Origin of the sequence: Pseudomonas sp. CFBP2511, assembly GCF_030209255.1 — a bacterium.
GTDB classification, from domain to species: domain Bacteria; phylum Pseudomonadota; class Gammaproteobacteria; order Pseudomonadales; family Pseudomonadaceae; genus Aquipseudomonas; species Aquipseudomonas avellanae.
In genome coordinates, this window is record NZ_JARVSI010000002.1 from 101243 (window position 1) to 125837 (window position 24595).

The 24595-nt window shown below is 55.8% G+C and carries 18 protein-coding genes and 1 riboswitch; of the genes, 14 read left to right on the top strand and 4 right to left on the bottom strand.

Annotation, left to right across the window (positions count from 1 at the left end; translation table 11 throughout):
* Nucleotides 1-60: 60 nt before the first annotated feature.
* A complete protein-coding gene (waaA, locus tag QRN38_RS01800) occupies nucleotides 61-1341 on the top strand; it encodes a lipid IV(A) 3-deoxy-D-manno-octulosonic acid transferase (protein ID WP_005762980.1) in 1281 nt (426 codons plus the stop codon).
* A 120-nt stretch (nucleotides 1342-1461) separates the two neighbouring features.
* On the opposite strand, the gene QRN38_RS01805 is transcribed toward waaA, so the two are convergent.
* Complete coding sequence (locus QRN38_RS01805) at nucleotides 1462-2901, bottom strand: TolC family outer membrane protein (protein ID WP_024668474.1); 1440 nt, start codon at nucleotides 2899-2901, stop codon at nucleotides 1462-1464.
* A 162-nt stretch (nucleotides 2902-3063) separates the two neighbouring features.
* A riboswitch (TPP riboswitch) is annotated at nucleotides 3064-3168 on the top strand.
* A 156-nt stretch (nucleotides 3169-3324) separates the two neighbouring features.
* Here QRN38_RS01805 and thiC point away from each other — a divergent pair.
* Nucleotides 3325-5214, top strand: coding sequence for a phosphomethylpyrimidine synthase ThiC (gene thiC, locus QRN38_RS01810; protein ID WP_007244592.1), 1890 nt, complete (start codon nucleotides 3325-3327; stop codon nucleotides 5212-5214).
* Between the two features lie 126 nt (nucleotides 5215-5340).
* The gene (gene cytX / locus QRN38_RS01815; RefSeq protein WP_057417891.1) at nucleotides 5341-6630 is read left to right on the top strand and encodes a putative hydroxymethylpyrimidine transporter CytX; all 1290 of its coding nucleotides are present in this window, start codon (nucleotides 5341-5343) and stop codon (nucleotides 6628-6630) included.
* Here the strand turns inward: cytX and QRN38_RS01820 are convergent.
* Nucleotides 6599-7345, bottom strand: coding sequence for an RsiV family protein (locus QRN38_RS01820; RefSeq protein WP_005736885.1), 747 nt, complete (start codon nucleotides 7343-7345; stop codon nucleotides 6599-6601). The genes cytX and QRN38_RS01820 overlap by 32 nt on opposite strands.
* 208 nt (nucleotides 7346-7553) lie before the next feature.
* Here QRN38_RS01820 and QRN38_RS01825 point away from each other — a divergent pair, with 208 nt between their 5' ends.
* Nucleotides 7554-8171: an NUDIX domain-containing protein gene (locus QRN38_RS01825; RefSeq protein WP_003377112.1), complete on the top strand. Its 618-nt coding sequence runs from the start codon at nucleotides 7554-7556 to the stop codon at nucleotides 8169-8171.
* Nucleotides 8162-8614 (top strand): DUF1249 domain-containing protein, encoded by a 453-nt coding sequence (locus tag QRN38_RS01830; protein WP_002551796.1) that lies wholly within the window; start codon nucleotides 8162-8164, stop codon nucleotides 8612-8614. The genes QRN38_RS01825 and QRN38_RS01830 overlap by 10 nt, the downstream gene beginning before the upstream one ends.
* A gap of 46 nt (nucleotides 8615-8660) precedes the next feature.
* On the opposite strand, the gene QRN38_RS01835 is transcribed toward QRN38_RS01830, so the two are convergent.
* Complete coding sequence (locus QRN38_RS01835; protein WP_285362356.1) at nucleotides 8661-9245, bottom strand: hypothetical protein; 585 nt, start codon at nucleotides 9243-9245, stop codon at nucleotides 8661-8663.
* A gap of 27 nt (nucleotides 9246-9272) precedes the next feature.
* Nucleotides 9273-16712, bottom strand: a complete 7440-nt coding sequence (locus QRN38_RS01840; protein ID WP_285362357.1) for an RHS repeat-associated core domain-containing protein — start codon at nucleotides 16710-16712, stop codon at nucleotides 9273-9275.
* Nucleotides 16713-17010: 298 nt separating this feature from the next.
* On the opposite strand from QRN38_RS01840, the gene QRN38_RS01845 reads away from it, so the two are divergent.
* The 9 genes from QRN38_RS01845 to QRN38_RS01885 all read left to right on the top strand — a co-directional run bounded on the left by QRN38_RS01845 (nucleotide 17011) and on the right by QRN38_RS01885 (nucleotide 24590).
* Entirely contained in the window at nucleotides 17011-17562 is a 552-nt protein-coding gene (locus QRN38_RS01845) for a hypothetical protein (RefSeq protein ID WP_235814576.1), read from the top strand.
* Nucleotides 17555-18001, top strand: a complete 447-nt coding sequence (locus QRN38_RS01850; protein ID WP_057417889.1) for a hypothetical protein — start codon at nucleotides 17555-17557, stop codon at nucleotides 17999-18001. The genes QRN38_RS01845 and QRN38_RS01850 overlap by 8 nt, the downstream gene beginning before the upstream one ends.
* Before the next feature lie 293 nt (nucleotides 18002-18294).
* Nucleotides 18295-18957 (top strand): beta/gamma crystallin domain-containing protein, encoded by a 663-nt coding sequence (locus QRN38_RS01855; protein ID WP_011105250.1) that lies wholly within the window; start codon nucleotides 18295-18297, stop codon nucleotides 18955-18957.
* Nucleotides 18958-19091: 134 nt separating this feature from the next.
* Nucleotides 19092-19478, top strand: a complete 387-nt coding sequence (locus QRN38_RS01860) for a hypothetical protein (protein WP_005762987.1) — start codon at nucleotides 19092-19094, stop codon at nucleotides 19476-19478.
* A gap of 87 nt (nucleotides 19479-19565) precedes the next feature.
* Nucleotides 19566-20372 (top strand): 3',5'-cyclic-AMP phosphodiesterase, encoded by an 807-nt coding sequence (gene cpdA, locus QRN38_RS01865; protein WP_080946587.1) that lies wholly within the window; start codon nucleotides 19566-19568, stop codon nucleotides 20370-20372.
* A gap of 87 nt (nucleotides 20373-20459) precedes the next feature.
* Nucleotides 20460-21077 carry a YqiA/YcfP family alpha/beta fold hydrolase gene (locus QRN38_RS01870; protein WP_024668479.1) on the top strand — a complete coding sequence of 206 codons (618 nt, stop codon included), beginning with the start codon at nucleotides 20460-20462 and terminating at the stop codon, nucleotides 21075-21077.
* 89 nt (nucleotides 21078-21166) lie between these two features.
* Complete coding sequence (gene parE, locus QRN38_RS01875) at nucleotides 21167-23071, top strand: DNA topoisomerase IV subunit B (RefSeq protein ID WP_057417888.1); 1905 nt, start codon at nucleotides 21167-21169, stop codon at nucleotides 23069-23071.
* Entirely contained in the window at nucleotides 23071-24060 is a 990-nt protein-coding gene (locus QRN38_RS01880) for an esterase-like activity of phytase family protein (protein ID WP_005762990.1), read from the top strand. The genes parE and QRN38_RS01880 overlap by 1 nt, the downstream gene beginning before the upstream one ends.
* Nucleotides 24057-24590, top strand: a complete 534-nt coding sequence (locus QRN38_RS01885; protein WP_007244599.1) for a retropepsin-like aspartic protease family protein — start codon at nucleotides 24057-24059, stop codon at nucleotides 24588-24590. Before QRN38_RS01880 ends, QRN38_RS01885 begins: the two co-directional genes overlap by 4 nt.
* Nucleotides 24591-24595: the final 5 nt, after the last annotated feature.

Below are 24595 nucleotides of genomic sequence, written 5' to 3' on the forward strand. Positions count from 1 at the left end.
CCTTTTCGTCAGGCTGCGCATTCTAGCGACTTGTGATGGCGGGCTGATAAACTCCGCGCCATGAATAGAACTCTTTATACCGTGCTGTTTCATCTGGGCCTGCCCTTGGTCGCCCTGCGCCTGTGGTTGCGCGCGCGCAAGGCCCCGGCGTATCGCCAGCGCATCGGCGAGCGTTTCGCCAGTGGCCTGCCTGCCATGCAGCGCGACGGCATCTGGGTGCATGCGGTGTCGGTGGGCGAGAGCATCGCCGCTGCGCCGATGATTCGTGCGCTGCTGGTACAGTATCCGCAACTGCCGATCACTGTGACTTGCATGACGCCCACAGGTTCGGAGCGAATCAAGGCGCTGTTCGCCAACGAGCCGCGCATTCAGCACTGTTACCTGCCGTATGACCTGCCGTGGGCCGCCGGGCGTTTTCTCGATCATGTGCAGCCGCAGTTGGGCATCATCATGGAAACCGAGTTGTGGCCCAACCACATTCATCAATGTGCGAAACGCGCAATTCCCGTGGTGCTGGCCAATGCTCGACTGTCGGAACGTTCGGCGCGGGGCTATGCCCGTTTCGCCAGGCTGACGCAGCCGATGCTGGCTGAAATGGCCTGGTTTGCGGTGCAGACTGAAGTGGAAGCGCAGCGCTTTCGTGATCTGGGTGCGCGAGCGGAGTGTGTTGCGGTGACGGGCTCGATCAAGTTCGACCTGAACATCGACCCGCAGCTGCTGGAGCGCGCTGCGCAATTGCGCGAGCAATGGCAGGCGACGCAGCGCCCGGTGTGGATCGCAGCCAGTACCCATGCGGGCGAGGATGAAAGCGTTCTGTCCGCTCATCGCACCTTGCTGGCCAGCCATCCCGATGCGCTTTTGATTCTGGTGCCGCGCCATCCCGAGCGTTTCGACAGCGTGCATGCGCTGTGTCAACTGCAGGGGTTCACGACGGTTCGGCGCTCTAGCGCGCGGGCCGTCACGCCAGAGGTTGCGGTGCTGATGGGCGACACGATGGGTGAGCTGCTGTTTCTTTATGCGCTGGCCGACATCGCCTTCGTCGGCGGCAGCCTGGTGCCCAACGGCGGGCACAACCTGCTGGAGCCCGCGGCGCTGGCCAAGCCCGTACTGAGCGGCCCGCACCTGTTCAACTTCCTCGAGATCGCCGCAATGTTGCGCACTGCCGGTGCGTTGCAAGAGGTCAGCGATGCGACCGCGCTAGCCACTGCGGTGCAGCGCCTGATCGACCAGCCACAACAGGCTCGCAGTATGGCCGATGCCGGGCTGGCAGTGATGAAGGCCAATCAGGGTGCGCTGCAACGCTTGCTGGACGGAATCGAGCGGTTGATGGCCAAACGCTGAATCGCGGAGGACGCAGAGCGTCCAGAACGGCATGCCCACGCAGAGCGTCGGCACGATAGTTGAGATTCTGGTTCCTCACTCCAGCGTGGTAACGCATTTCGTGACGCTCTGCGTCACCTGTCAGCGCTGCGCCGGCCGCTCGAAATTCTTCTGCGCTGCAGTCGCCAAATCCGGCGGCAGGAAGTCCTTGTCCGGGTTGTAGTCCGGTTTGAGGTAGCGTGACAGGTCCTGCAAGTCGCCCGGGTTCAGGGTGCCCGCTGCCTGCTTGAGGCGCAGGTTGTCGAGGATGTAGTCATAGCGCGTGTTGTTGTAGTCACGCACCGAGGCATACAACTGACGCTGGGCGTCCAGCACATCGACGATGTTGCGGGTACCGACCTGATAGCCGATTTCCGTGGCTTCCAGCGCACTCTGGTTGGAGATGATCGACTGTTTGCGCGCCTGAACCTGCTCGACATCAGTGTTCACCGCACGGTGCAGGTTACGGGTGTTTTCCACCACCTGACGGCGCAGGCTTTCGCGGCGCTGCTCGCTCTGGCTCAGGCGCGAATAAGCCTCACGCACCTGTGAACTGGTCAGGCCGCCGCTGTAGATCGGGATATTCAACTGCACGCCAATGCTGCGTTGCTCAACGTCGCCGCCGTAATTTTGCCCGGTGTAGTTGGGGTTGTTGAAACCCAATGCATCGTTGTCGCCACGCTGGTAAGTCGCCACGGCATCGAGGGTGGGCGCGTGCCCGGCCTTGCGCTGGCGCAGGGTTTCTTCGGCAGCGCTGACGGCGTAGTTGCTGGCCAGCAGGTTGAGGTTTTGTTGCGCTGCCGTATCCACCCAGGCCTTGGCGTCGTTGGGCGTTGGTGCCAGCACCGGCAAGGTGTGCACGATGCCTTCGATGGAGTTGTATTCGCGATTGGTCAGGGTCACCAGCGCCTGAAAGGCATCGTCCACCTGACGCCTGGCGATCAGCCGGCTGGCGCGCGAGGTGTCGTAGCTGGCCTGGGCCTGCAGCACATCGGTCTTGTCTGACAGACCGACATCGAAGCGTTCGTTGGCCTGATCGAGCTGGCGTTTGAACGCCGCTTCCTCAGCCTTGGTCGAGGCCAGATTGTCCTGCGCGCGCAACACACTGAAATAGCTCTGCGCCGATTGCAGGATCAGGTTCTGCTCGGTGGCCGACAGTTCCAGCGCGGCCTGTTCGTTGACCGCTTCGGCAGCCTGCAACTGGAACCAGCGGTCGGCGCGAAAGATCGGCTGGCTCAGGGTGGCCTGATAAACCGTGCCGCTGCGGGTCGCCACGGCGCTGGGGCGGTCGATGCTGGTGCGGGTGTTGGTGTTCTGGACACTGCCGGAAATATTCGGCAGCAGGCCGGCTCGGGCCTGTGGTACGGCTTCCTTACGGGCATCGTAATCGGCACGCGAGGCCGCGAGGTCGGCGTTGTTGTCTACCGCCTGCTGATACACATTCAACAGACCGGTTTTGGTTGGCAGCGGCAAGTCGGCAGCCCAGGCCAGTCCGCTGGACGCCAACGAAACAGCCACGACCAACGAAAGTTTGCGCAACATGAGGCATTCCCTGTTCATGAAGAAAGTAGTCACAGTTCGGAGAGAAACCGGGTTAGCGAGTGTAGAGCCAGACGCTTTCAGCAACAATCGACGATTTGCGCCATTTATCGAGCCCCTTGCAAATAGGCTGGCATTACGACCGCGCCCCGGCATAGACTGGCCGCGTTCTTGTCGGGGTGCCTTGCTATGAGGCTGAGATCGGTTAAACCGGATCCCGTTGAACCTGATCAGGTTAGCGCCTGCGTAGGGAACAAGATTTCTCGTCTCCCGGCGAGTCCTCTTGAGTGTCGTCCGGGGTCGATTGTTCAAATAATGAACAGTTTCGCCTTCTTTCGATGCTCAGCACCAGCACTGGTGCACCCGTCCGTCATGATCAGGTCACTCCGACAATAAATCCGCAACCGGATGTCTGGAGAGCCCGTGATGAGTACAAAACCAAAAAACGCAGCCCATTTGAGCGAGTCGGCACAAGTCGATTCCGGATCGGTACAGCCGTTTACCCGTTCGCAGAAAATCTACGTTCAGGGCTCACGCCCGGACATCCGCGTGCCGATGCGCGAAGTGACTCTGGATGTCACGCCGACGGACTTTGGCGGCGAGATCAACGCGCCGGTTACCGTTTATGACACGTCAGGCCCGTACACCGACCCCAACGTGATCATCGATGTGCGCAAAGGCCTGGCGGATGTTCGCTCGCCGTGGATCGACTCGCGCAATGACACCGAGCGCCTGCCGGGCTTGAGTTCCCACTTCGGCCAGCAGCGCCTGAGTGACGCCGAACTGACCGCGCTGCGCTTTGCCCATGTGCGCAATCCGCGTCGCGCCAAGGCGGGCGCCAACGTCAGTCAGATGCACTATGCGCGTCAGGGGATCATCACTGCCGAGATGGAATACGTTGCCATCCGCGAGAACATGAAACTTCAGGAAGCCCGCGCCGCAGGCCTGCTGACCCAGCAGCACGCCGGGCACAGCTTCGGGGCGAGCATTCCGAAGGAGATCACCGCCGAGTTCGTGCGCGAGGAAATCGCCCGGGGTCGCGCCATCATTCCGGCCAACATCAACCATGTCGAGCTGGAACCGATGATCATCGGCCGTAACTTCCTGGTGAAGATCAACGGCAACATCGGCAACAGTGCGCTGGGTTCTTCCATCGAAGAAGAAGTCGCCAAACTGACCTGGGGCATTCGCTGGGGGTCGGACACGGTCATGGACCTGTCCACCGGCAAGCACATTCACGAAACCCGCGAATGGATCATCCGTAACTCGCCGGTGCCGATCGGTACGGTGCCGATCTATCAGGCGCTGGAAAAAGTCGGCGGCGCGGCCGAGGATCTGACCTGGGAGCTGTTCCGCGACACGTTGATCGAACAGGCCGAGCAGGGCGTCGATTACTTCACCATTCACGCCGGTGTGCTGCTGCGTTACGTACCGCTGACCGCCAAGCGCGTGACCGGGATTGTCAGCCGTGGTGGTTCGATCATGGCCAAGTGGTGCCTGGCGCATCACCAGGAAAACTTCCTGTACACCCATTTCGAAGACATCTGCGAAATCATGAAGGCCTACGACGTCAGCTTCTCGCTGGGCGATGGCTTGCGCCCCGGCTCAATTGCCGACGCCAACGATGCGGCGCAGTTCGGTGAGCTGGAAACCCTCGGCGAACTGACCAAGATTGCCTGGAAACACGACGTGCAGACCATGATCGAAGGCCCAGGCCACGTGCCGATGCAGTTGATCAAAGAGAACATGGACAAGCAGCTGGAGTGCTGCGACGAAGCGCCGTTCTACACCCTCGGCCCGCTGACCACTGATATTGCACCGGGTTATGACCACATCACCTCGGGCATCGGCGCGGCGATGATCGGCTGGTTCGGTTGCGCCATGCTGTGTTATGTCACACCCAAGGAACACCTGGGTTTGCCGAACAAGGATGACGTGAAGACCGGCATCATCACCTACAAGATCGCGGCCCACGCAGCGGACCTGGCCAAAGGGCATCCTGGCGCGCAGATTCGCGACAACGCGCTGAGCAAGGCGCGTTTCGAGTTCCGCTGGGAAGACCAGTTCAACCTCGGCCTGGACCCGGACACTGCGCGTTCATACCACGATGAAACCCTGCCCAAGGACTCGGCCAAGGTCGCGCATTTCTGTTCCATGTGCGGGCCGAAATTCTGCTCGATGAAAATCACCCAGGAAGTACGTGAATACGCCGCCAATCAGCGCATTGACGCAGTGGATGTCGACGTCGCCAAGGGCCTTGCCGAACAGGCCGAGCGCTTCAAGCAGGAAGGCAGCCAGTTGTACAAGAAGGTGTAGGGAACGACAGGTGCACGACAGAACACCGCTAGCGGCATCGCTCCCACGCTCTGCGTGGTAGCGCTGTTCTGGAAGCTCCGCGTCCGATCCCGAATCACCGATCAACACCTCGCACGAGACACAAACGTGAACACACCCGGCACCTATTCCCCCGATACCCCCATCCCCGCCAGCCAGCGGGTGTTCGGCGGGCGGGATCTGTTTTCTCTGTGGTTTTCCCTTGGCATCGGCCTGATGGTGCTGCAGACCGGGGCCTTGCTGGCGCCGGGGTTGGGCATGTCCGGCTCGATGCTGGCGATTTTTCTGGGCACGCTGGTCGGGGTTCTGCTGCTTGCCAGCGTGGCCGTGATCGGCAGTGACACCGGTTTGTCATCCATGGCCGCGCTCAAGCTCAGCCTGGGCAGCAAAGGCGCGTCGCTGCCGGCGGTGTTGAACCTGCTGCAACTGATCGGCTGGGGCTCGTTCGAGATCATCGTCATGCGCGATGCCGCCAGTCTGTTGGGCGCTCGTGCTTTTGCAAACGAAAGCCTCTGGGCTAACCCGCTGCTGTGGACACTGTTGTTCGGCGCGCTGGCGACGCTGTTGGCTATCAGCGGGCCGTTGACCTTCGTGCGCCGGTTTCTGCGTCAATGGGGACTATGGATTCTGCTGGCCGCCTGCTCGTGGCTGACCTGGAACCTGCTTGCCAAGGCCGATCTCGCAACCTTATGGTCGACCTCCGGCGATGGAACCATGCCGTTTGCCTCTGGTTTCGACATTGCCATCGCCATGCCGCTTTCCTGGCTGCCGCTGATTGCCGATTACTCGCGCTTCGGCCGACGCGCGAAAAGTGTCTTCGGCGGCACTGCTGTGGGCTTTTTCATCGGTAATGTCTGGCTGATGAGCCTGGGCGTTGCCTACACTCTGGCATTCGCGCCGAGTGGCGAGATCAATGCGTTGCTGCTGGCACTGGCGGGCGCGGGGCTGGGGATCCCCTTGCTGTTGATTCTGCTGGATGAAACCGAAAACGCGTTCGCCGACATTCATTCGGCGGCGGTATCCAGTGCGCTGCTGTCAGGCCTCAAGGTCGAGCATCTGGCGTTGGCGATTGGCGTGATCTGCACCCTGATCGCCTGCCTGGCACCGTTGGCCCAATACCAGAACTTCCTGTTGCTGATCGGCTCGGTGTTTGCGCCGCTGTTCGGCGTGGTGCTGGTCGACCATTTCATTCTGCGGCGTCGCAGTGGTCAGATTGCGCAGGGCGGTTTGCGCTGGATGAGTCTGCTGGCATGGCTTGGCGGCATCAGCACCTACCACTTGCTGGCCAATCTTTATCCGCAGATTGGCGCAACACTGCCAGCGCTCATCGTCGCTGGCGTGTTGCAACTGTTGGTCGGCAGCGCAATCAGCCGCGGCCGGGGAACAGTTCCGGCTTGAGGATGCCATTGAGCTGAGGATAAGGAACCTTCAACTCGATATGGCCCATCGAGTACGGCGCGATGGTGTCCACCGAATACTTGAGGATGACCGCGCCGTAGGTCAGCGCAATGTGTGGCGTACGCTTGAACGGCCAGGTCTTCATGAACTCGCTGTCTTCATTCAGCTTGCCTGACACCAGCCAGCTCTGGTGGGCCAGTTGTGCTTTTTGCCAGAACTCGCTTTCCTTGCCCGGCACGATCATGTCTGCCAGGGTCAGAACCTTCTGTTGCGGGCGCGAATAGTTGATGAACGCCCGGCCAGGGTTGCCGTGAGCGCCACCGTTATCCAGGTAGCTGGAGAGTTCGACAACCACGATACCGTCATGCTGTTCGCGTACCTTTGCCTGCAGATAACTGCTGTTGCGCCCCTGGGCCTGGCTCAGAAACTGCTCCTGATAGGCTTTGATGGACGCAGGCGGCGATGCGCTGGTGTCGGCAACAGTCAATTGCAGCAGTGTCTTCTGAACGATAGCGTCCAGTCGCGGCTCATCGGCAAAGTGCACCGTGTCGATGTTCACCAGCGGGCAATCCGCCGTGGTGCAGCCCGGCTTGATCAGCTCGGACGCATCGCGCTGGACTTGCAGCGGTGTGCGCATGTTGGGCGTGAAGAGGCTTTGGCAGGCGCCGAGCAACAGGGCCAGGCAAGCCAGTGAAGTGATCCTCAATAACGACATGTTGATCCTTGGCAGTGTCAATAAAGGCGGTTGCGTTGTGCGTGTGCAGGCTGGTTGGACTGTAAACAACGTGTTCGGTTCGCTAGATGGCAGATTAGAATTGTTTTCGGCCCCGGCCGTCTACCCTGCATGTTCAAGGGGGCTGCATCCGACTGCCGATGCGCGTTAGGATGGGCCGATGTTCAAAATGGCGGCAAGCGAGAATTCCATGACCCAGACCACACGCACCGTACCCACTGCTTTTGAAACCATCAGCCGTGAAAACTGCTTCAAGGGCTTCTATAAACTGGACAAGCTGCATGTGCGCCATGAGCTGTTCGACGGCAGCATGAGCAAGCAGATCAGTCGTGAATTGTTCGTTCGTCACGACGCGGTTTGCGTGCTGCCTTACGATGCCAAACACGATAATGTGGTGCTTATCGAGCAGTTTCGTGTGGGCGCGATGGAAAAGACCAGCAACCCGTGGTTGATCGAACTGGTTGCCGGGCTGATCGACAAGGATGAGCAGCCGGAAGAAGTTGCTCACCGAGAAGCGGAAGAGGAAGCTGGGCTGGTGTTCAGTTCGCTTTGGCCCATCACAAAATATTTTCCGTCCCCGGGTGGCAGTAACGAGTTTGTTCACTTGTACTTGGGGCAGTGCGACAGTGAAGGCGCAGGCGGCATTCACGGGCTTGAGTCCGAAGGCGAAGACATCCGTGTCACCGTCTGGTCGTTCGATGACGCAATGGACGCCATGAAGAACGGACTGATCAAGAACGCATCGACGATCATCGCCTTGCAATGGCTGGCGCTGAATCGTGCAGAGATAAGGGGGTTATGGTCGTGAATCTATTGCGCGAGCGCTACCGTGTCGATCTTGCAGGACTGCAGGCTGCGTGCGAGGCCAACTACGCGCGCCTGATGCGCCTGTTGCCCGACATGCGCAACGAACAACGCTCGCGCCGCGTCGCCGTCACCCAGGGTGATCAGATGCTGGGCGTGCTGGCCGTCGAAGTGCTGCTCGACTGCCCGTACACCACCACCCTTCAAGTCCGCCAGGAACACAGCCTGCCCTGGCTGCCGGTACCGGTGCTTGAAGTGCAGGTTTATCACGATGCGCGCATGGCCGAAGTCATCGGTGCCGAACATGCGCGGCGCTTTCGCGGCATCTACCCATACCCTAATGCCGACATGCACCAGCCGGACGAAAAAGCTCAGCTCAATCTGTTTCTGGGTGAATGGCTGAGTCATTGCCTGGCGTGTGGGCATGAGTTTGAAGCAGTGCGGTAGCATGCGTGCTAACCGCACTCTCTTATTTCTGACGCCTCGTAAACGTTTATGTCAGGTCAAATTCATCGTCCGATTCAAATATATTATAGGGTTGCCTATTGCATGAACTTGTGCCCGCACTTGCTCCGTGGGCGAATTGATCCTCAGCTGCAGATGCACCTGTCCGTGTTTTGGTTACACTGACTCCGTTTAAGAATCGTCTAGGTAGATAGTTGTACCCGGCTGGTGCTTCCTTAGAGAAGCCCGGTTCATTACTAATCACTTTTTTTATCGTTTCTTGTGGAGTTGATTTCAGTTGCTCTTGAACTGCCTTGATTTGGTCTGGGCCTCTTACCCCTCGGAAAGCGTCCATTGAGTCTTCCATGCCAAAACGCGTGTCAACCACTCCCTCATAGCCCTTTACCGGTTTATTTGTGAGCTTTGAAAATGTGGCGGCGAATGATTTTTCCCCCCCGTCTGCTGAGTGACACATTATCAGCCGTACTTTCTCATATTTATTGAGGTCTACTTTTTTTGATTTCAGGAAATCAAAAAACGAATAGGCTGAAAATGATTTTCCACTGTAAGGCCCGCTTCCGCTGTATTCCTCAATCGCCATCATTGCTGCGTCCCCGACGTCGTCAGGCTTCACACCGTGAGCCATAAACGTAACGCGTTTTCATTGCTTGTCTACTGTCATGAAGAGCGCATTTTCCAGTTTTTCAAACTTATCAAGCTTGCCTGGTGCCCAGCGGGTAACGTTGCTTGCTCCATAAGACGACATCCCTGGCTTGAGTACCTTTATCGTTCCGGTAAGGAGCTTTAGCTTTGGTCCCTTTGTAAATATGGACTCAACCCTCGAGATAAGTCTGCCGGTCCTGCTTGACGTCCAGCGTAGCAGTCGACCGCCCAATCTTAATCCCGCTCTAAAGGGGGCATTCGATATAAAACCCAGAGCGGTAGCGGCGGTTCCCAGTTTTCGGGCCAATTCGGGGTTGACGTCTTCCAGTACGTAACTGGCTATATCAAGACCTGCGGAAGCAACAGCCAATGTTGTCGCGAGGACGCCAGCAGCAAATCCCAAAGAAGACCCTCCTGTGAGGGGGACCATCAGGACGCCCGCGACGGCGACGCTTGCGTTGACCGCAAGGCCTCTCCAGAAATGGCCCAGTGGTTGAGGACTGGTTTCCTGTAATGCCTTCGTCAAGTCACTGATCATATTACTGGCGCCCCAGCGGCTGATCATTACATGCCCGCTGGGGTCGAACAGGTTAACCGGGTCGCCTGCGCAGTAGGCGGTATTGTTGATGCCGCCTGCTCCAAAGGGGCTCCAGCTGTCGGGTTGCAACCAATGTCGCTGTGCCGGACTATACGTCCTGTAGCCGTTGCCCAAGTGATACCAGCCCAATACCGGGTCGATACGCTCGCTATTGAAGCCCAGCCGACATCCGCTATCGAGGTTGGTGCTCTCGCCATAAGGGGTATAGCCAAGTGGGTGCAGTTTTACTCCACCCGTTCCATCATGCGCGCTAAATCCAACGACACCGCTGCCGGGGTCGGTGAGGACGAAGTCTGACCGCACGGTTTCGCCAATACAGGTTTGCTGTACCATATCCTCGCTGAACAGGATACGTTTGAATTCCCTGTTCGTGTCGTCGAACCATGCTTCTCCCGTCAGTTGCGTGCCGTCATACAGCAGCTCACAGGTGTGCTTTGTGGCGCCGATGTATTGAGATATAAGACGGCCAAATGCATCATAACTATAGCGAGTCAACAGTTTGCCGTCGTTGTCTTTAACGCTCGCCAATTGCCCCAGTGGCGTATAGGCCAGCGTGCGTCCTGATTCGTCAGTGGTTTGATTGCCGTTGGCGTCGTAAGCGAGCGTAGCCGTCTGTGTCGATGTTGTTTTGGAGCCTGACCTCAATTCGGTTTTTACAGACAGTCTTCGAGTCGGATTTTTAACGGTGTCATACGTGTATGTTTGAATACAGGTGCTGCCATCGGCGTAGGTCGAAGAGCATTCGCTCAGGTTGTGTAATTCGTCATAACCATAGCTCTGCTTCGAAAGGCTCTTTCCAGCCTGATCCTGAGGCCAGTCTGCAACGTCAGTCGTGCATTCGTAGCTGTTCAGTCGATCCCGGGCATCGTAGGAGAAGCCTTCCGTGCGTTGGAGCACTCCTTCACGCGTCAGGGTTTTACTGCTCACTTGGCCATTGGCCAGGTAACTGTTCGTCAAGGCCAATAACGGTTTGTTGTTGAGTGTATATTCGCGTGCTATCTCTTGGCCGAACGCGTCCCACGTAAAGCGAACGTCAAGGCGTTCACCGCTTGCCTGATTGACCACCGTGCGTTGTAGCGGCTCACCAAACGCGGACCAGAGATAGTGATAGTGCAATTCACCATGAATCACACGAACTACACGGTCCAGGTAGTCGCGAAATACCCGCATCTGGCGACCATCTACTGCCGTGCTCGTCAAGAGCCCGCCCTTCAGTGATCGGGTCATTTCGGCCTGCCGACTTCCTCGGGGCGATGTTTGGGTAATACTCGTTAACCCCAGACTTTGCGGTGAACTTGTAAGGCTGGACCACGCCTCGGCGCTGGGTACCGATACAGGGTCCACAGTGACAGTCAGTACGTTGGGTTGAGAGATTACCCGTTGTGTATGAACTTTCTTGTTGATCGAAAGAGTTGCTGTGTGTCCATCTGCTGAGACGGCTGATTCGAGCAGGGTCTTATCCGGCCTGACGATTGTGCTGGCGGATCCGCCCGGGAATTCATACGTTAACTCTCCTACGGTAGTCTGCCTGGCGGCGGCGGTCATTTTTTGCGTGCCAAGCACAGTGGATCCGACGTTGAGTTGTGTGATGTAGTCGCTGAGTTCGTGGTACTTACGTTCTGTGCGAGTGCCGTCGGGAGCGATGATAGCTACTGCACGCTCCAACTCGTCATATTCGATGCAATGTTCACTGGTGTTGCTGGTACGGATTTTTATCAATCGCCTTTCATCGTCGAACGTGCGCTCGATAGTCCGGTCGGTTGATGCGTCCCTGGCAGTAGATGGCCGGAGTGTTTCGAGTAGCGCGGTGTGGCCCTTATCTAAATTCCGTCCGGAAAGCTGCCTTATGAGTTGGGCGCCGCTGTCAGCCCCAATAACTTGCTCATTTATAAGGATCCCTGCATCTTCCCGCGTGTAATCGGCCATCCAGGCCAGTTTTGAGGCGTCCACAGCCGCCTCAGGTCTGGCATCTTTGGTGCGGCGTAACCCGCCGGGCAAGTAATCGTATAGTGTCTGATTGGTGGCATCGGGACCGTCATATTCGATGCGCGAGATCACACAGAACGCCGAATCAGGCAATATCGTCCGCTTTATGGCCACCCAGACAGGGCGCTGCAAACCGTCATAAAGCGTGCGTACCTGTTGCTCAGCTTCGGTGACAGTGACTTGTAATCCCTCGGCGGTAATACTGTAGTCAGTCGTTTCGACCGCGTCTGCTTTCCATGCACCCGCTTCGGTGGTACCCCGTTCCTGTCTCACCAGTCGCCCCAAACTATCGTGAACATATCGGAATTCGAGGCCGTCTCTGGTTTCTGACAGCGGTCGCCCGCTCAATCGAGAGAAAATCCGACTGGATATAATCTTCCCCTGTACCTCGGCGCGAACGGTGCGCCCAACAGAAGGATTGTCGTCATAGAGGATGCTTGTGGTCAGCGTATTCCGTTGCATACCCAGCCAGGAGTTCTGTACAACGGATTCTTTCCAGGCAGTTGTATTTTCGGTCGCGACGTCGGGAATCGAGCGGCTGATAACCCGCTGTTCAATCAATGCGTTTTTGCGACCCTCTATTAATGAGGGCAGCATGGTTGTAGTGTCGAGCGTAACCCCGGTCAAAACAACGACTTTTGAGGGCACGAGGACTGAGCGTTGATTGACCGGGTTTTCCCTGGCCTGATAAGCATAGGCTGTGATTTGCTGACTTTTCGGATAGGCCGGATCATGGACGTACTCTACTTTCACCGGAGGCATATAGCCTTCGGATACTTTCGGGCAGGTCAGGGTCACCAAGTCTTTCGATAGCGGTTTTTCGGCGATCAGCGATATGTCCAGCCCTTGCCCGCCAGTGTCGGGGTAATACAACCATTCAGTGACAACCCCGTCGACAGCGATACTCTTGGTGAGTTGGCCGATGTTGTTGTAGGCCAGTGTCTGGACGGTAGTGGTTCTTTCTGTGTTCGGGTGGCTGAGGTCGGTATAGTCGGTCGTAATTTTAGTGGGCAACCCGAATCCCTTCTCACCCGGACTTGCATTGGAGAACTCCCAACTGGTGACCTTCTCGGCCTGAAACTGGACCTGGAGATCTTCTCTGACTTGAAGATGATTTTTATTGAACGCGTGCCGTGTAGAGACAATATGGTCCGGGTTCTGACGCAGAATCTGAACATAATAGCCTTCATCGTCGACTAACTCGCGAAGTGCAAACTGTTCATAAGATAGGCTGTTTTGGTGAGCTTCAGGAGGCTTGCTAAAGCCTAAATAATTGGTTTCTGAATAAAAATAGTGATCAGTGATATTGCTCTGGCAAGCGCCGGGAAATAAGCTGTGCAATGTTACGCATGGAAGAGGTGGCTTTTCATAGTATGGAAATGGCATGCCCCCTTTACGGTATGTGACAAGCTCAATCGAGCCATCCTCCTCTTCGATTCTATTGAGCACCCGGTCCAGCGTGGGGTCCGCACAGTAACCGTATTTTAGTTTTTGTGAGACCTTTAGGTTTTTGTCTATTCGTGTCAAACCTGTTAACGCGTACGAGGAAAGTTCAAGTCTGACCGTGTAAGCCTCATCCGTTTTTGGCCACACGCTGATCTCAACTGTACTGATGTCTGATGAGGGCGCGCTGTAGGTTGAAGAGAGGATGACGTTACCGTCGCTTGATATTTTTTTAAGGAGAAATTGGCCTTGGTTACGGCTCCATTCAATAGACAGAGTTCCTCCTTGCGGTGATGTCACTTCCGACGGAAGCAACTGACCAAACGCTCTCTCCCAGTAAGCAATTTTTTTCAAGAGACCTGCTTTGTCTTTCTTCCACTCAGTAACGGATGCACTCCAGTCGACAATACCGGCTCCCATGTAAAGCTGAGGTAGAAACCCGGCGAGAATGGCTTCGCCAGTGTTGGCATCCTGATACAGTTTGATCAGGTTGGCGTCAGGCATGGATACTGCGTAGATGGCTTTTAAAAGGATGATCAGTTTTTTACGGAAGGTATCGTTCGGCTCCATCTGATCGCCTTGCGGGGCAGTCAGGACTTCTCGCTTGCCGTTGAGATGGTCCAACGTGAACGTGGTGTAATCGGCATTGCTGCTGAGCCAATAGCCAGGTTTGGACAGGGTTTTACCTTTCGCCAGATCTGCCCATTCCTGGTCGGTCAGCTCACACGTCTGGCCTGTCGCCAGCGTCAGGCGTCTATCTCGAATTTCCAGACTGGAAAAGCGAAAGGCCCAGCCATCCCCCAGGCCCGCTTCGTTGCCACGTAATGCGGAATAGTGCAAGGTAAGATCAATATCCGGGCCTTGACCATTCAATCCAGTCAGATTTGCGATGGGGTAATGAGCATGAAACAATCCGGTGCGAGGGTCAACACCGTTGTCAACCTCGCCGCTCACATCAAACACTTCCGAGCGAAAAGTCGAGCCATAATCTTCACACAATGGACTTGTTGGCGCTGAACTGTCTTCAATTTCTTTTGCGGGTAAACGTACCGCCTGCGAGTCAATGGTATTGCCCTTTTGATCCAGTCCCAGCACATGAGCAACTGTCAGATCCTCAATGCTTTGAGGTATATCCAGATACAGAAAACAAGCTGCTTGGTTACTTGCAAGTGCCTCATGTCTGTTTGTTTTTCTGGTGATAAACCTGTCTGTATCAGGCGCGCTTGATAGGTTCTTGAAGTTACAGCAGTCGATAATACTGATTCCAATTTTTTTGGCTTCGTCAGTCAGTTTGAATAATTGAGTTGAATTCGATTTTTTTGCGTAGATTGCCAGGCAGTTATTTGGTAAAAGGGTGTGGCTAACGCGTGTTGGGTATCGGCGTGTGTCAGGACTATTAAAGTGCATCGTGGGTCGGTAATGAGTGCCTTGATACAAGGAGAAAAGTTTTTTTATAGGATTTACATCAATGAACGTTTCCTCATATTTTTTTGAAATGGCAAGGAGCTTTTCATCGTCGAGCAGGCTGCTTAGCGTGGGGTTTTTGTCGCTTTTGCAGGCCTCGAATAACGCAACAGGAAAGCTTCGCGCTTGAGCATAGGCTGGGTTGTTATTACGGTCGAAAAAGCTAAAAACCCATTCCGTGTTTTTGAGTTTTTGTTCTACGTACTCTATGGTTTCCCGGTCAAGGACTTTCGAATAAGAATAGAGATCGGCGTCTGTAATGGAGGCGGCAAGCATGTACGCTACAAAAATTCTTGATTTATATTTTTCGATTAAGAATATTGTAAGGTTCTTTTGGCTGGTTGCATCTTCATATCCATATTCATATCCATATCCATATCCATATCCATATTCATATTTATCTTCATATTCATATTCATATTCATCCACGGATGCAGCCATGACTGCAGGGGGCGAAACACAAACCAGCCCCGTAAAACCGGGTGCTGACATCCTGACCTGCAATGTCCCCTCCACTTGCCAGACGACTCCGTACGTTGCGGCTGGATCTGACAAGGTCGATGCCTTGACCTTTGCTTCTCCAATCCGTACATAAATATCCACTGGTGAAGCTTTAAGCGAAGAGGCCCATGTCATCAGCCATTGTGACTTTTTGCGCTCTTTTTCATCAGTAGGTTTGTAGATGTGCTCAGCGATCAAGGTATTGGAATACTCATCCCAGACTTGGGTGCGTAACTCCTCACCGTCGTTCAGATCGCGTGAAGGCGTTACTTCCAGGCGGGTGGTCCAGATGGTTGGCGTCAGTGTGACCGCAATGTCCGATACCTGCGGTATCCACAGTGCGTTACCCGATGCCGCGGCGGAAATTTTACCGTCGGCATTCTGTGTACCTGTTTTGGTAAAGCGGCAATCACGATTGAATTGGCTCATCAAATCCATCTGCCAGTCAACCGTGTTCAACCGCTTTGGATCAGGCGTAAAGATGAAGTGTTCGTGCAGCGCCTGAGTACTGATGTCTCTGACCTCTAGCCTTAGCTGGGTATCTGCCTGAAGGGGGTGGTCAGGCAGTGCGAGCCCTTCGACCCAGTTGTTTTTCACGGCGGCCGTGGTGAATGCACGGTAAGCGTTACTGTAATGCCAAAGTCGCGGTTGGCCATCGGACGTTGAAAAAACTCCAGAAGTGTCCATATGACCAGCCTTCAGTTTACTGCCTTTCTTGTTGATCTCATGTGCAAACGCAATGGGCCATGTCGCCTTGCCTTTGTTTGCAGCGGTCGCTATAAACTCGATGGTCTCCACCAATGAGCCGTCTACAAGGCGAACCAGCCAGGCGAAAAGTTTTTCGCCGATATCAAGATCACGATCTGCGCGTATCAAGCTGGGGCTTGTCCACCCGTGAGCAGCCGCACTTGCGCCGTCCGGGTCAAAGCCTGTCATATCCGGCAGCGTGTCGTTGGGCTGGTTCGTGAGTGTGTTGACTGGCTTGGGCGGGGTGGTAAAAGGCTGTGCATCAGTGCCGGTTTTTGGAGCAGCGTCGGTTGCCGGAGGCGCTTTGATTTCCTGATAAATACCGGTTTTCGGATCAAAGACACTCGCCGCCAGTTTGCCGTAATCGGCTTTTAATGCGCGTCTGGAAAATTCCCGATCGTTGATTGCGTAGACGTTGATCATCGAAACCGAGACTTCGGTGTCGCCAGGCTTCTCGATGATGATCAGTTTGTCAGTCTTGAAATCAATTTGTTTGACGATACCGGACACAGAGTCACTCTTGCCATATTGGAGCTGTAAGCCCAGCGAGGAGGCCCGAGTCTTTTCGTCGAGTTCGTGTGTCTCGAAATAAGTAGCGTATTCGGCATCGAGATATTTTTTGATTTCCACTTCACGCCGTGCATTGATGTCAGCGATAAGTAATTGGGTGTCTTCGGTTTCTTTTTTTGAAATATCCATAGTAGCGCTACCCGCCCTTTATTCATGCTAAATTTATATAAGGTTCGTAGGTATGATCATCGCCACTGCACGAACACTAACTCGGTCAAGCTACTCCCAGAAATGGCGCCTGTGACCTGTCATTTTTGTCAGGTGCTGATTCCCCTGAAGCGGAGTACGCTGAACATTTTTAAAGTCACTCCGTAATGAATCGCTGAATGTCCGCTTGCCATTGTCGTAAGTCGACTCAGCCTCGACGCTTGTGCTCACAGGACATCTCTGCCCCCAATGCAATATGGGCACATTTCACGGGGCAGCGTTGGGCAAGGGGTTTCTTTATGGCGCATGGGGGCTCGTCAAGTCAGTTGCAGAATTTTCAGACCTGATCAGTCCGTTTGATGCGCTCTCCAATGCTGCTGTGTCGGCATGGAGCGCAGAAGTATTGCCGGGTGGTAGTTGGCTCGATTCCTTTATCGAACAATATTCCGCTGCTCAGCACCGTGAGCTGGCAGAAGCGCTGGGTTTTGATCCCGCTACGATCAGCCGCGAAAAGATGGCGCATGCCTACGAAGTCGCGAGTTATGTCTTTCAGGACAATGAAAGCCAGCTTGCTCTGGGGCATTTCGCCAGAGAGTACGTCAAGATTCAAAATCACGAATCCATTCTGCACTTTACCGGAGGAATGGTTTTCGAGATCGTGCTCGCCGCGCTGCTAGTCTACTTGACCGGTGGAGTGGGGCTGGCAGCACGGGTCACCGCTGCCAGCACACGTTTAACTCCAACGCTCAAGCGGCTTGGCGAAGTGCTGGAAAAGCTGGGGCGTGATCTCAAGATTGCGCGTGTTCACGCAGAAGGCCATGCTAATGAGTGACTCAAAAAAGAATATCAGTTATGCGGAGTACGCTTCTCTGAATGACGGGAAGGTATCCAGATTTAAGTACTTATATATGGTGCTCGATAGCGAGAATATTCATGACGATTTTAAGTGCATTCTTTTTGGTTTGTTTAATCCGACTATTTTCTTTCTGAATGAAGGCTATTTCATTGAAGAGAATTTCACGCAGGATCGCTACGATCAAACGGTAGCGCAAGGTCTTGCACCATTAGAGATTCCTGTCTGGTTGAATATGATCGAGATTACCAGTTTGCTCGGTGATGTCGGTTATGACGAAGCCGCCGAGCTTGGTGCGTTAATTCGAGACTGCTGGAATACAAAGCTGAATCGACAGTTTCCTGACTCGGGTTTCGAAGCAAGGCTTGTGCTGGAGGATGACCTGGATGAGGTGTGGGTTACGTTGTGTAAGCAATAACTCGGCCTTCTTTACGCTGGCGTCATGTCTCTGACCGTTGGCAAGGTGCGCTGGGGGCGTTCCTTTTATATCTATCATTGGCAGGTTCATCGGTATTGTGTTGCTCATGCTGAGGCGTTGTGTGCATTTGATCGGGTTGCCTCGTATGACCTCATGAGGGATTGTCGTCTGGTTCGTCAGGTTTTTATGAGCAGCGTGTCGTTGGTCCGTTCAGCTTGCAAAGTGTCGGAAGCTGCCTAATCTCATAGGTACACAGGCCAATGTGTGCCCATAGAACATAAGGGAATATGATCATGAGTCTAGAACACGGTGCCATATTTTACATGGACGTCAATTATTCAGGCGAAGGCTATGCGTATGAAGAATCGGTTATTCAAAATAACCTTCCGCCAGCGCTGAATGACAGGTTTCGTTCGGTGGACATAAAGCCCCGTTCCAAAGTTTATGCATGGAGGCACTACGGGGACGGTTTCGATCAGTATTATGATTTTGATGTTTCTCAGCCTGATATTCAAAGTGTGGGCGGTGTGTCTACGATCCTGGTCGCCCCTAAAGATTCAGCGTTGTTTGCGATAAGGCTTGTAGGTCAGGCCGGTGATGACAGGAAATATCATGCATTTGTCAGGACTTTTACCATTACGAATCCTAAAGAAATAGAATCAGGCTCAGGCTATGAAATCGTTGGACTGATTCCCATCGATGGGAGGGATTATGTGACGGATATAATCATCTTTGATGCCGGTGATATACCTGTTCTTCATGGTGCTGTTTATGTACGTTATGATGCAAGCAAAAAAACACTTCTCAGTACGATCTACAGTGAGCTTTTTCCCATAGGGGAACTCGAGTTTAATAAGGTGTCGGATTACCAGTTTGACCTGAAGATCATTTCCATTCCGGGTGTGCTCGGTGCACGGTCGGTAGATTTTAAGATGCTAAAAGAGCAGCTGTCTTAAGCAGTAATATCTGTCAGTCTTTGTGCTGGGGGCTTGTAGGTTGTTTCTGAATAGACTTTAAAGCGGGTCGCGCGTTCTTGAATTTGAAATTCTATGGTTTACATTCGCTATGATTTCATCTGCAGGTAGAACGAATGAGCGTTTTGGAGAGGTATCTGGATTTTTTTCAAACATTGATAGCCTGTTTCGCTGGCGTCATTTTCGGTATTTTCCTCTACTTCGGGCTGATGACCTTGCTGGACGGTGCTCTGCGTTGGGAGCACTCCCTGTATGCATCCATTGTGGGTGCGGTCATTGGTGTTTTTTCTCTGAGGCTTATGCCGTGGGCCGTTCATTTGGCAGGGTTGGCAGGAATGGTTCTGGGCGTGTTATTGGCGCTCGTGCTCGCAGGGTATGTCTGGCCCGAGATGCCCTATGAGCACATTCCAGGTTATTTCCTGATCGCGGGGTTGGCAGGCATGCTCTGCGCCGGGCTTTTGGTTTACCGGGTGCTCAAGGTCCGACCCAATCAACAAATGTGAACCAATCATCACCCGCACCCACATTCCCGGTTTACCCGCCCGTTGCCGCATCACATAATCGCGCTGAATCCTTTCTGGGAGACGGCCTTGCCAAGCGCAGCCCTTTCATCGTCAGTTTTGCTGGTGCAGATATCCGATAGCCACCTGTTTGCCGAGGCGGACGGGGCATTGCTGGGTATGAGCACCCGCGACAGTCTGGAAAAAGTCGTTGATCAGGTGCTGGCCGAGCAGCCGCACATCGATCTTGTGGTCGCCAGCGGCGATATCTCGCAGGATGGCAGCGTCGAGTCTTACGAAGCGTTTCGTCGGATAAGCGGGCGGATCGATGCGCCAGCGCGCTGGTTTGCCGGCAATCATGATGAATTGCCGCAGATGGAGCACGTCGCTCAGGGTGAGGGGCTGCTTGATCCGGTTGTAGACATCGGCCGGTGGCGGGTGACGTTGCTGGATTCGGCGGTGCCTGGCTCGGTACCGGGTTTTCTGGCAGATGGGCAGTTGCAGTTGCTGGAACGGTCGTTGAGCGAGGCGCCAGACCGGCATCATCTGGTTTGCCTGCATCATCATCCGGTGGCCATTGGCTGTGAATGGATGGCGCCCATTGGTCTTCGTAATGCTGATGCGTTGTTTGCGGTGCTGGACCAGTTTGTGCAGGTAAAGGCCGTGCTCTGGGGGCATGTGCATCAGGAGTTCGACCAGGTGCGTAACGGCGTGCGCCTGTTGGCGTCGCCTTCGACCTGCATTCAGTTCGCGCCGGGCAGTGTGGATTTCAAGGTGGACACGTTGGCGCCGGGCTATCGCTGGTTGCGACTGCATGATGACGGACGGCTGGAAACCGGTGTTTCCAGAGTGGTCGGCATGGTCTTTGAAGCGGATTACGGCGGCACCGGTTACTGAATCAGGCGACGAAGTATTTCCAGTGAGGTGTTGTAGCGTAAGTCCCTGTAAACTACACGGCTTTGCCTTGCACTCAGGAGCGACAGCGTGACCAGTGACACACCTGCCTTGCTGTACATCCACGGCCTGAACAGCTCGGCCCAGTCGAAAAAAGCCTGTCAGCTGATTGCGCTGATGAAATCGCTGGGGCTGGCTGATCGCCTGCAAGTACCTGAACTGCATCACCATCCGCGTCAGGCCATGCTGCAACTCGAGTCCGCTATCGGGGCGTTGGGCAGGCCATTACTGGTCGGCAGCTCCCTCGGCGGCTACTATGCGACTCACCTGGCGCAGCGCCACGGCCTCAAGGCGGTGCTGATCAACCCGGCGGTCAACCCGCATCAATTGTTCGACGGGTTTCTCGGCATGCAGCAAAATCTGTACACCGGCGAGCAGTGGCAGTTGACCGAGGACCATATTCAGGCGCTGGCCGAGCTGGAAGTCCCGGCCCCGCAAGACCCACAGCAGTTTCAGGTGTGGTTGCAGACCGGTGACGAAACCCTTGATTATCGGCGTGCCGAGAAGTTTTACCGCGCCTGTGCCCTGCGTATTCAGGCGGGTGGCGACCACAGCTTTCAGGGGTTTGCCGAGCGGTTGCCTGCGCTGCTGAGCTTCGCCGGTTTTGCGCCCGACCTGCTGCAAGGGATCGACCTGTCGGTGCTATAAGCGGTTGATGCAAGCGGTTGATGCCCGTTCACACGAATGCAAGAACATTGAATCCCCGAAATTTCATGAAAGATTGATAACGAGAACCCATGGCCAATCCCAGCGCTAGCTCTTATAACGCAGACGCCATCGAAGTCCTCTCGGGCCTCGATCCGGTTCGCAAACGTCCGGGCATGTACACCGACACCTCGCGACCCAATCACCTGGCGCAGGAAGTCATCGACAATAGCGTCGACGAAGCCCTGGCCGGTCATGCGCGCTCGGTGCAGGTCATCCTGCACGCCGACAACTCTCTGGAAGTGTCCGACGACGGTCGCGGCATGCCGGTGGACATTCACCCGGAAGAGGGCGTGTCCGGCGTCGAGCTGATCCTTACCAAGCTGCACGCGGGTGGCAAATTCTCCAACAAGAATTACCAGTTTTCCGGCGGCCTGCACGGCGTGGGGATTTCCGTGGTCAACGCGCTTTCCACTCAGGTTCGGGTGCGGGTCAAGCGTGATGGCAACGAATACGAAATGACCTTCGCCGACGGCTACAGGGCCACCGAGCTGGCTGTCATTGGCACAGTCGGCAAGCGCAACACCGGCACCAGCGTTTATTTCGCGCCTGATCCGAAGTATTTCGATACGCCCAAGTTTTCGGTCAGCCGCCTCAAGCACGTGCTCAAGGCCAAAGCCGTGCTGTGCCCTGGACTGCTGGTCAGTTTTGAAGACAAGTCCAGCGGCGAGAAAATCGAGTGGCATTATGAGGACGGCCTGCGCTCTTACTTGCAGGATTCGGTCACCGAGTTCCTGCGCCTGCCCGACGAGCCGTTCTGCGGCAGTTTTGCCGGTAACAAGGAAGCGGTCGATTGGGCGCTGCTGTGGTTGCCCGAGGGGGGCGACAGTGTTCAGGAAAGCTACGTCAACCTGATCCCGACCGCGCAGGGCGGCACCCACGTCAATGGCTTGCGCCAGGGCTTGCTGGATGCCATGCGCGAGTTCTGCGAGTTCCGCAACCTGCTGCCGCGCGGCGTAAAGCTCGCGCCGGAAGACGTCTGGGAGCGCATCGCTTTTGTGCTGTCGATGAAGATGCAGGAGCCGCAGTTCTCCGGCCAGACCAAAGAGCGTTTGTCGTCCCGTGAAGCGGCGGCGTTTGTCTCGGGTGTGGTCAAGGATGCGTTCAGCCTGTGGCTCAACACCCATTCCGAGCTTGGCCTGCAGCTGGCCGATCTGGCGATCAACAACGCCGGGCGTCGTCTCAAGGCCAGCAAGAAAGTCGAACGCAAGCGCATCACCCAAGGCCCTGCGTTGCCGGGCAAACTGGCTGATTGTGCCGGGCAGGATCCAGCGCGCTCCGAGCTGTTTCTGGTCGAAGGTGACTCCGCCGGTGGTTCGGCCAAGCAGGCACGCGATAAGGAGTTTCAGGCCATCCTGCCGTTGCGCGGCAAAATTCTGAACACCTGGGAAGTGGACGGCGGCGAAGTGCTCGCCAGCCAGGAAGTGCACAACATCGCTGTCGCCATCGGTGTTGATCCAGGCGCAGCGGACATCAGCCAGTTGCGCTACGGCAAGATCTGCATCCTCGCCGACGCCGACTCGGACGGTCTGCACATTGCCACGCTGCTGTGTGCGTTGTTCGTCCAGCACTTCCGCCCGTTGGTCGATGCCGGCCATGTGTATGTCGCCATGCCGCCGCTGTACCGGATCGACCTGGGCAAGGAAATCTACTACGCGCTGGATGAAGCCGAACGTGATGGGATTCTTGACCGTCTGGTAGCCGAAAAGAAACGCGGCAAGCCGCAGGTCACCCGATTCAAAGGGCTGGGTGAAATGAACCCGCCGCAGTTGCGCGAAACCACCATGGACCCGAACACGCGGCGTCTGGTCCAGCTCACGCTGGATGACTATGCCGCGACGTCGGAAATGATGGACATGCTGCTGGCCAAGAAGCGCGCCGGTGATCGCAAGTCCTGGCTTGAGTCGAAGGGCAACCTTGCTGAGGTCCTGACTTGATGCGAGCCTGGCTCGCCGCTTTGGCTTTTGCTGTTCAGGCTCTCATCATTGCGCCGGTTTTCGCCGTGCCGCTGGAAGTCCTGAAACTGCAATCCGAGCATCCGGTGGACGGCATGGTCGGCGGTAATCTGTCCGGGCTTGCCCTGTGCAACGGCCGGCTGTGGACGGTTTCCGACCGCGACGACAACCTGCTGTACAGCCTCGATGTGTCGGAAAACACCTGGAAAGCCGAGCCACAGCGCATCGATGCGCCGACACCTGATAGCTACCTGCCGTTGAAGCTGCGTTCACTGGCGGGCCTGTCTTCGGTAGTGCGCGGCGGTAATCTTGATTTCGAAGGCGTCAGTTGTGACGCTGCGGGCAATCGGTATCTGGTCAGCGAAGCCTATGGCACCGTCCTCAAGGTGCCGGTCAGCGGCGCGCCTTCATGGCTGCCACTGCCCAAGGAATTGATCGAGCAGGCCCGCGCGCAAGGCATGCTGCAACACTTCAACGCGATCTTCGAAGGAGTCGCGGTGAACGCCGCTGGCGACCGCATCTGGCTGGCTGCCGAACGCGAAAAGCGCGGTTTGCTGGTGGTCAGGCGTGATCAGGATCAGTGGACCTGCGGACAAAGCTGCGTGCTGCTGTCCGAGTCGGGTCAGGAGCAACTGCCGCCCGAACAGGGCAGCAAAAAGGTTTCCACGGATTTTTCCGATCTGTCGCTGTACAACGGCAAGCTGTTCACGCTGGAGCGCGCGGTGTATCGCATCTGCCGGCGTGACCTTGAGACCGGGCAGATCGAACGCTGCTGGTCGTTTGCCAAGGAAGCGATGGTGCCGTCGCGTCGTTACGATCAGCCTTACGGTCTGACCGAGGCGTTGGTGGTGGATGAAAGCGGGGCCTGGGTCGGCATCGACAATAACTTCGGTGCCCGCGCCGATGGCGAGAAACGCCCGATTGTCTGGCGCTTTGCTGCGCCGAAAGCGGGCTGGAGTGACGGTCAGTGAGTCAGTCAGAAAATCATCCGCAACCCGGCAAGCGCGCTGGCAAGGTCTTGATGATCGTGGCCTGGGCGGCGGGACTGTTTTTGGCGACCCGTTTTTTCGGCGGCTGGGAAGACAAACAGCAAAACCCTAACGCCGTGGTGTCTTCGCAACACGGTGACGGCTATATAGAAGTGCAACTGGTCGGTAATCGCCAGGGGCATTTTGTCAGTACCGGACAGATCAACGGCCGGACAGTGGAATTTATGATCGACACCGGGGCGACCGACGTCGCCATACCCGGTGACATGGCCGACAGCCTCGGTTTGAAGCGCGGCCTGCCGGTCACGGTCAGCACCGCCAATGGCAACAGCCAGGGCTTTAGAACCACGCTGGACCGCCTGCAACTGGGCGATATCGTTCTGAACAACGTGCGTGCCCTGGTAGCGCCTGGTCTGGAAGGTGAACAGGTGCTGCTGGGCATGAGCGCAATGAAACAACTCGAATTCACACAGCGCGGCGGCAACTTGCTGCTGCGCCAGTCAACGAAATAAAGAGG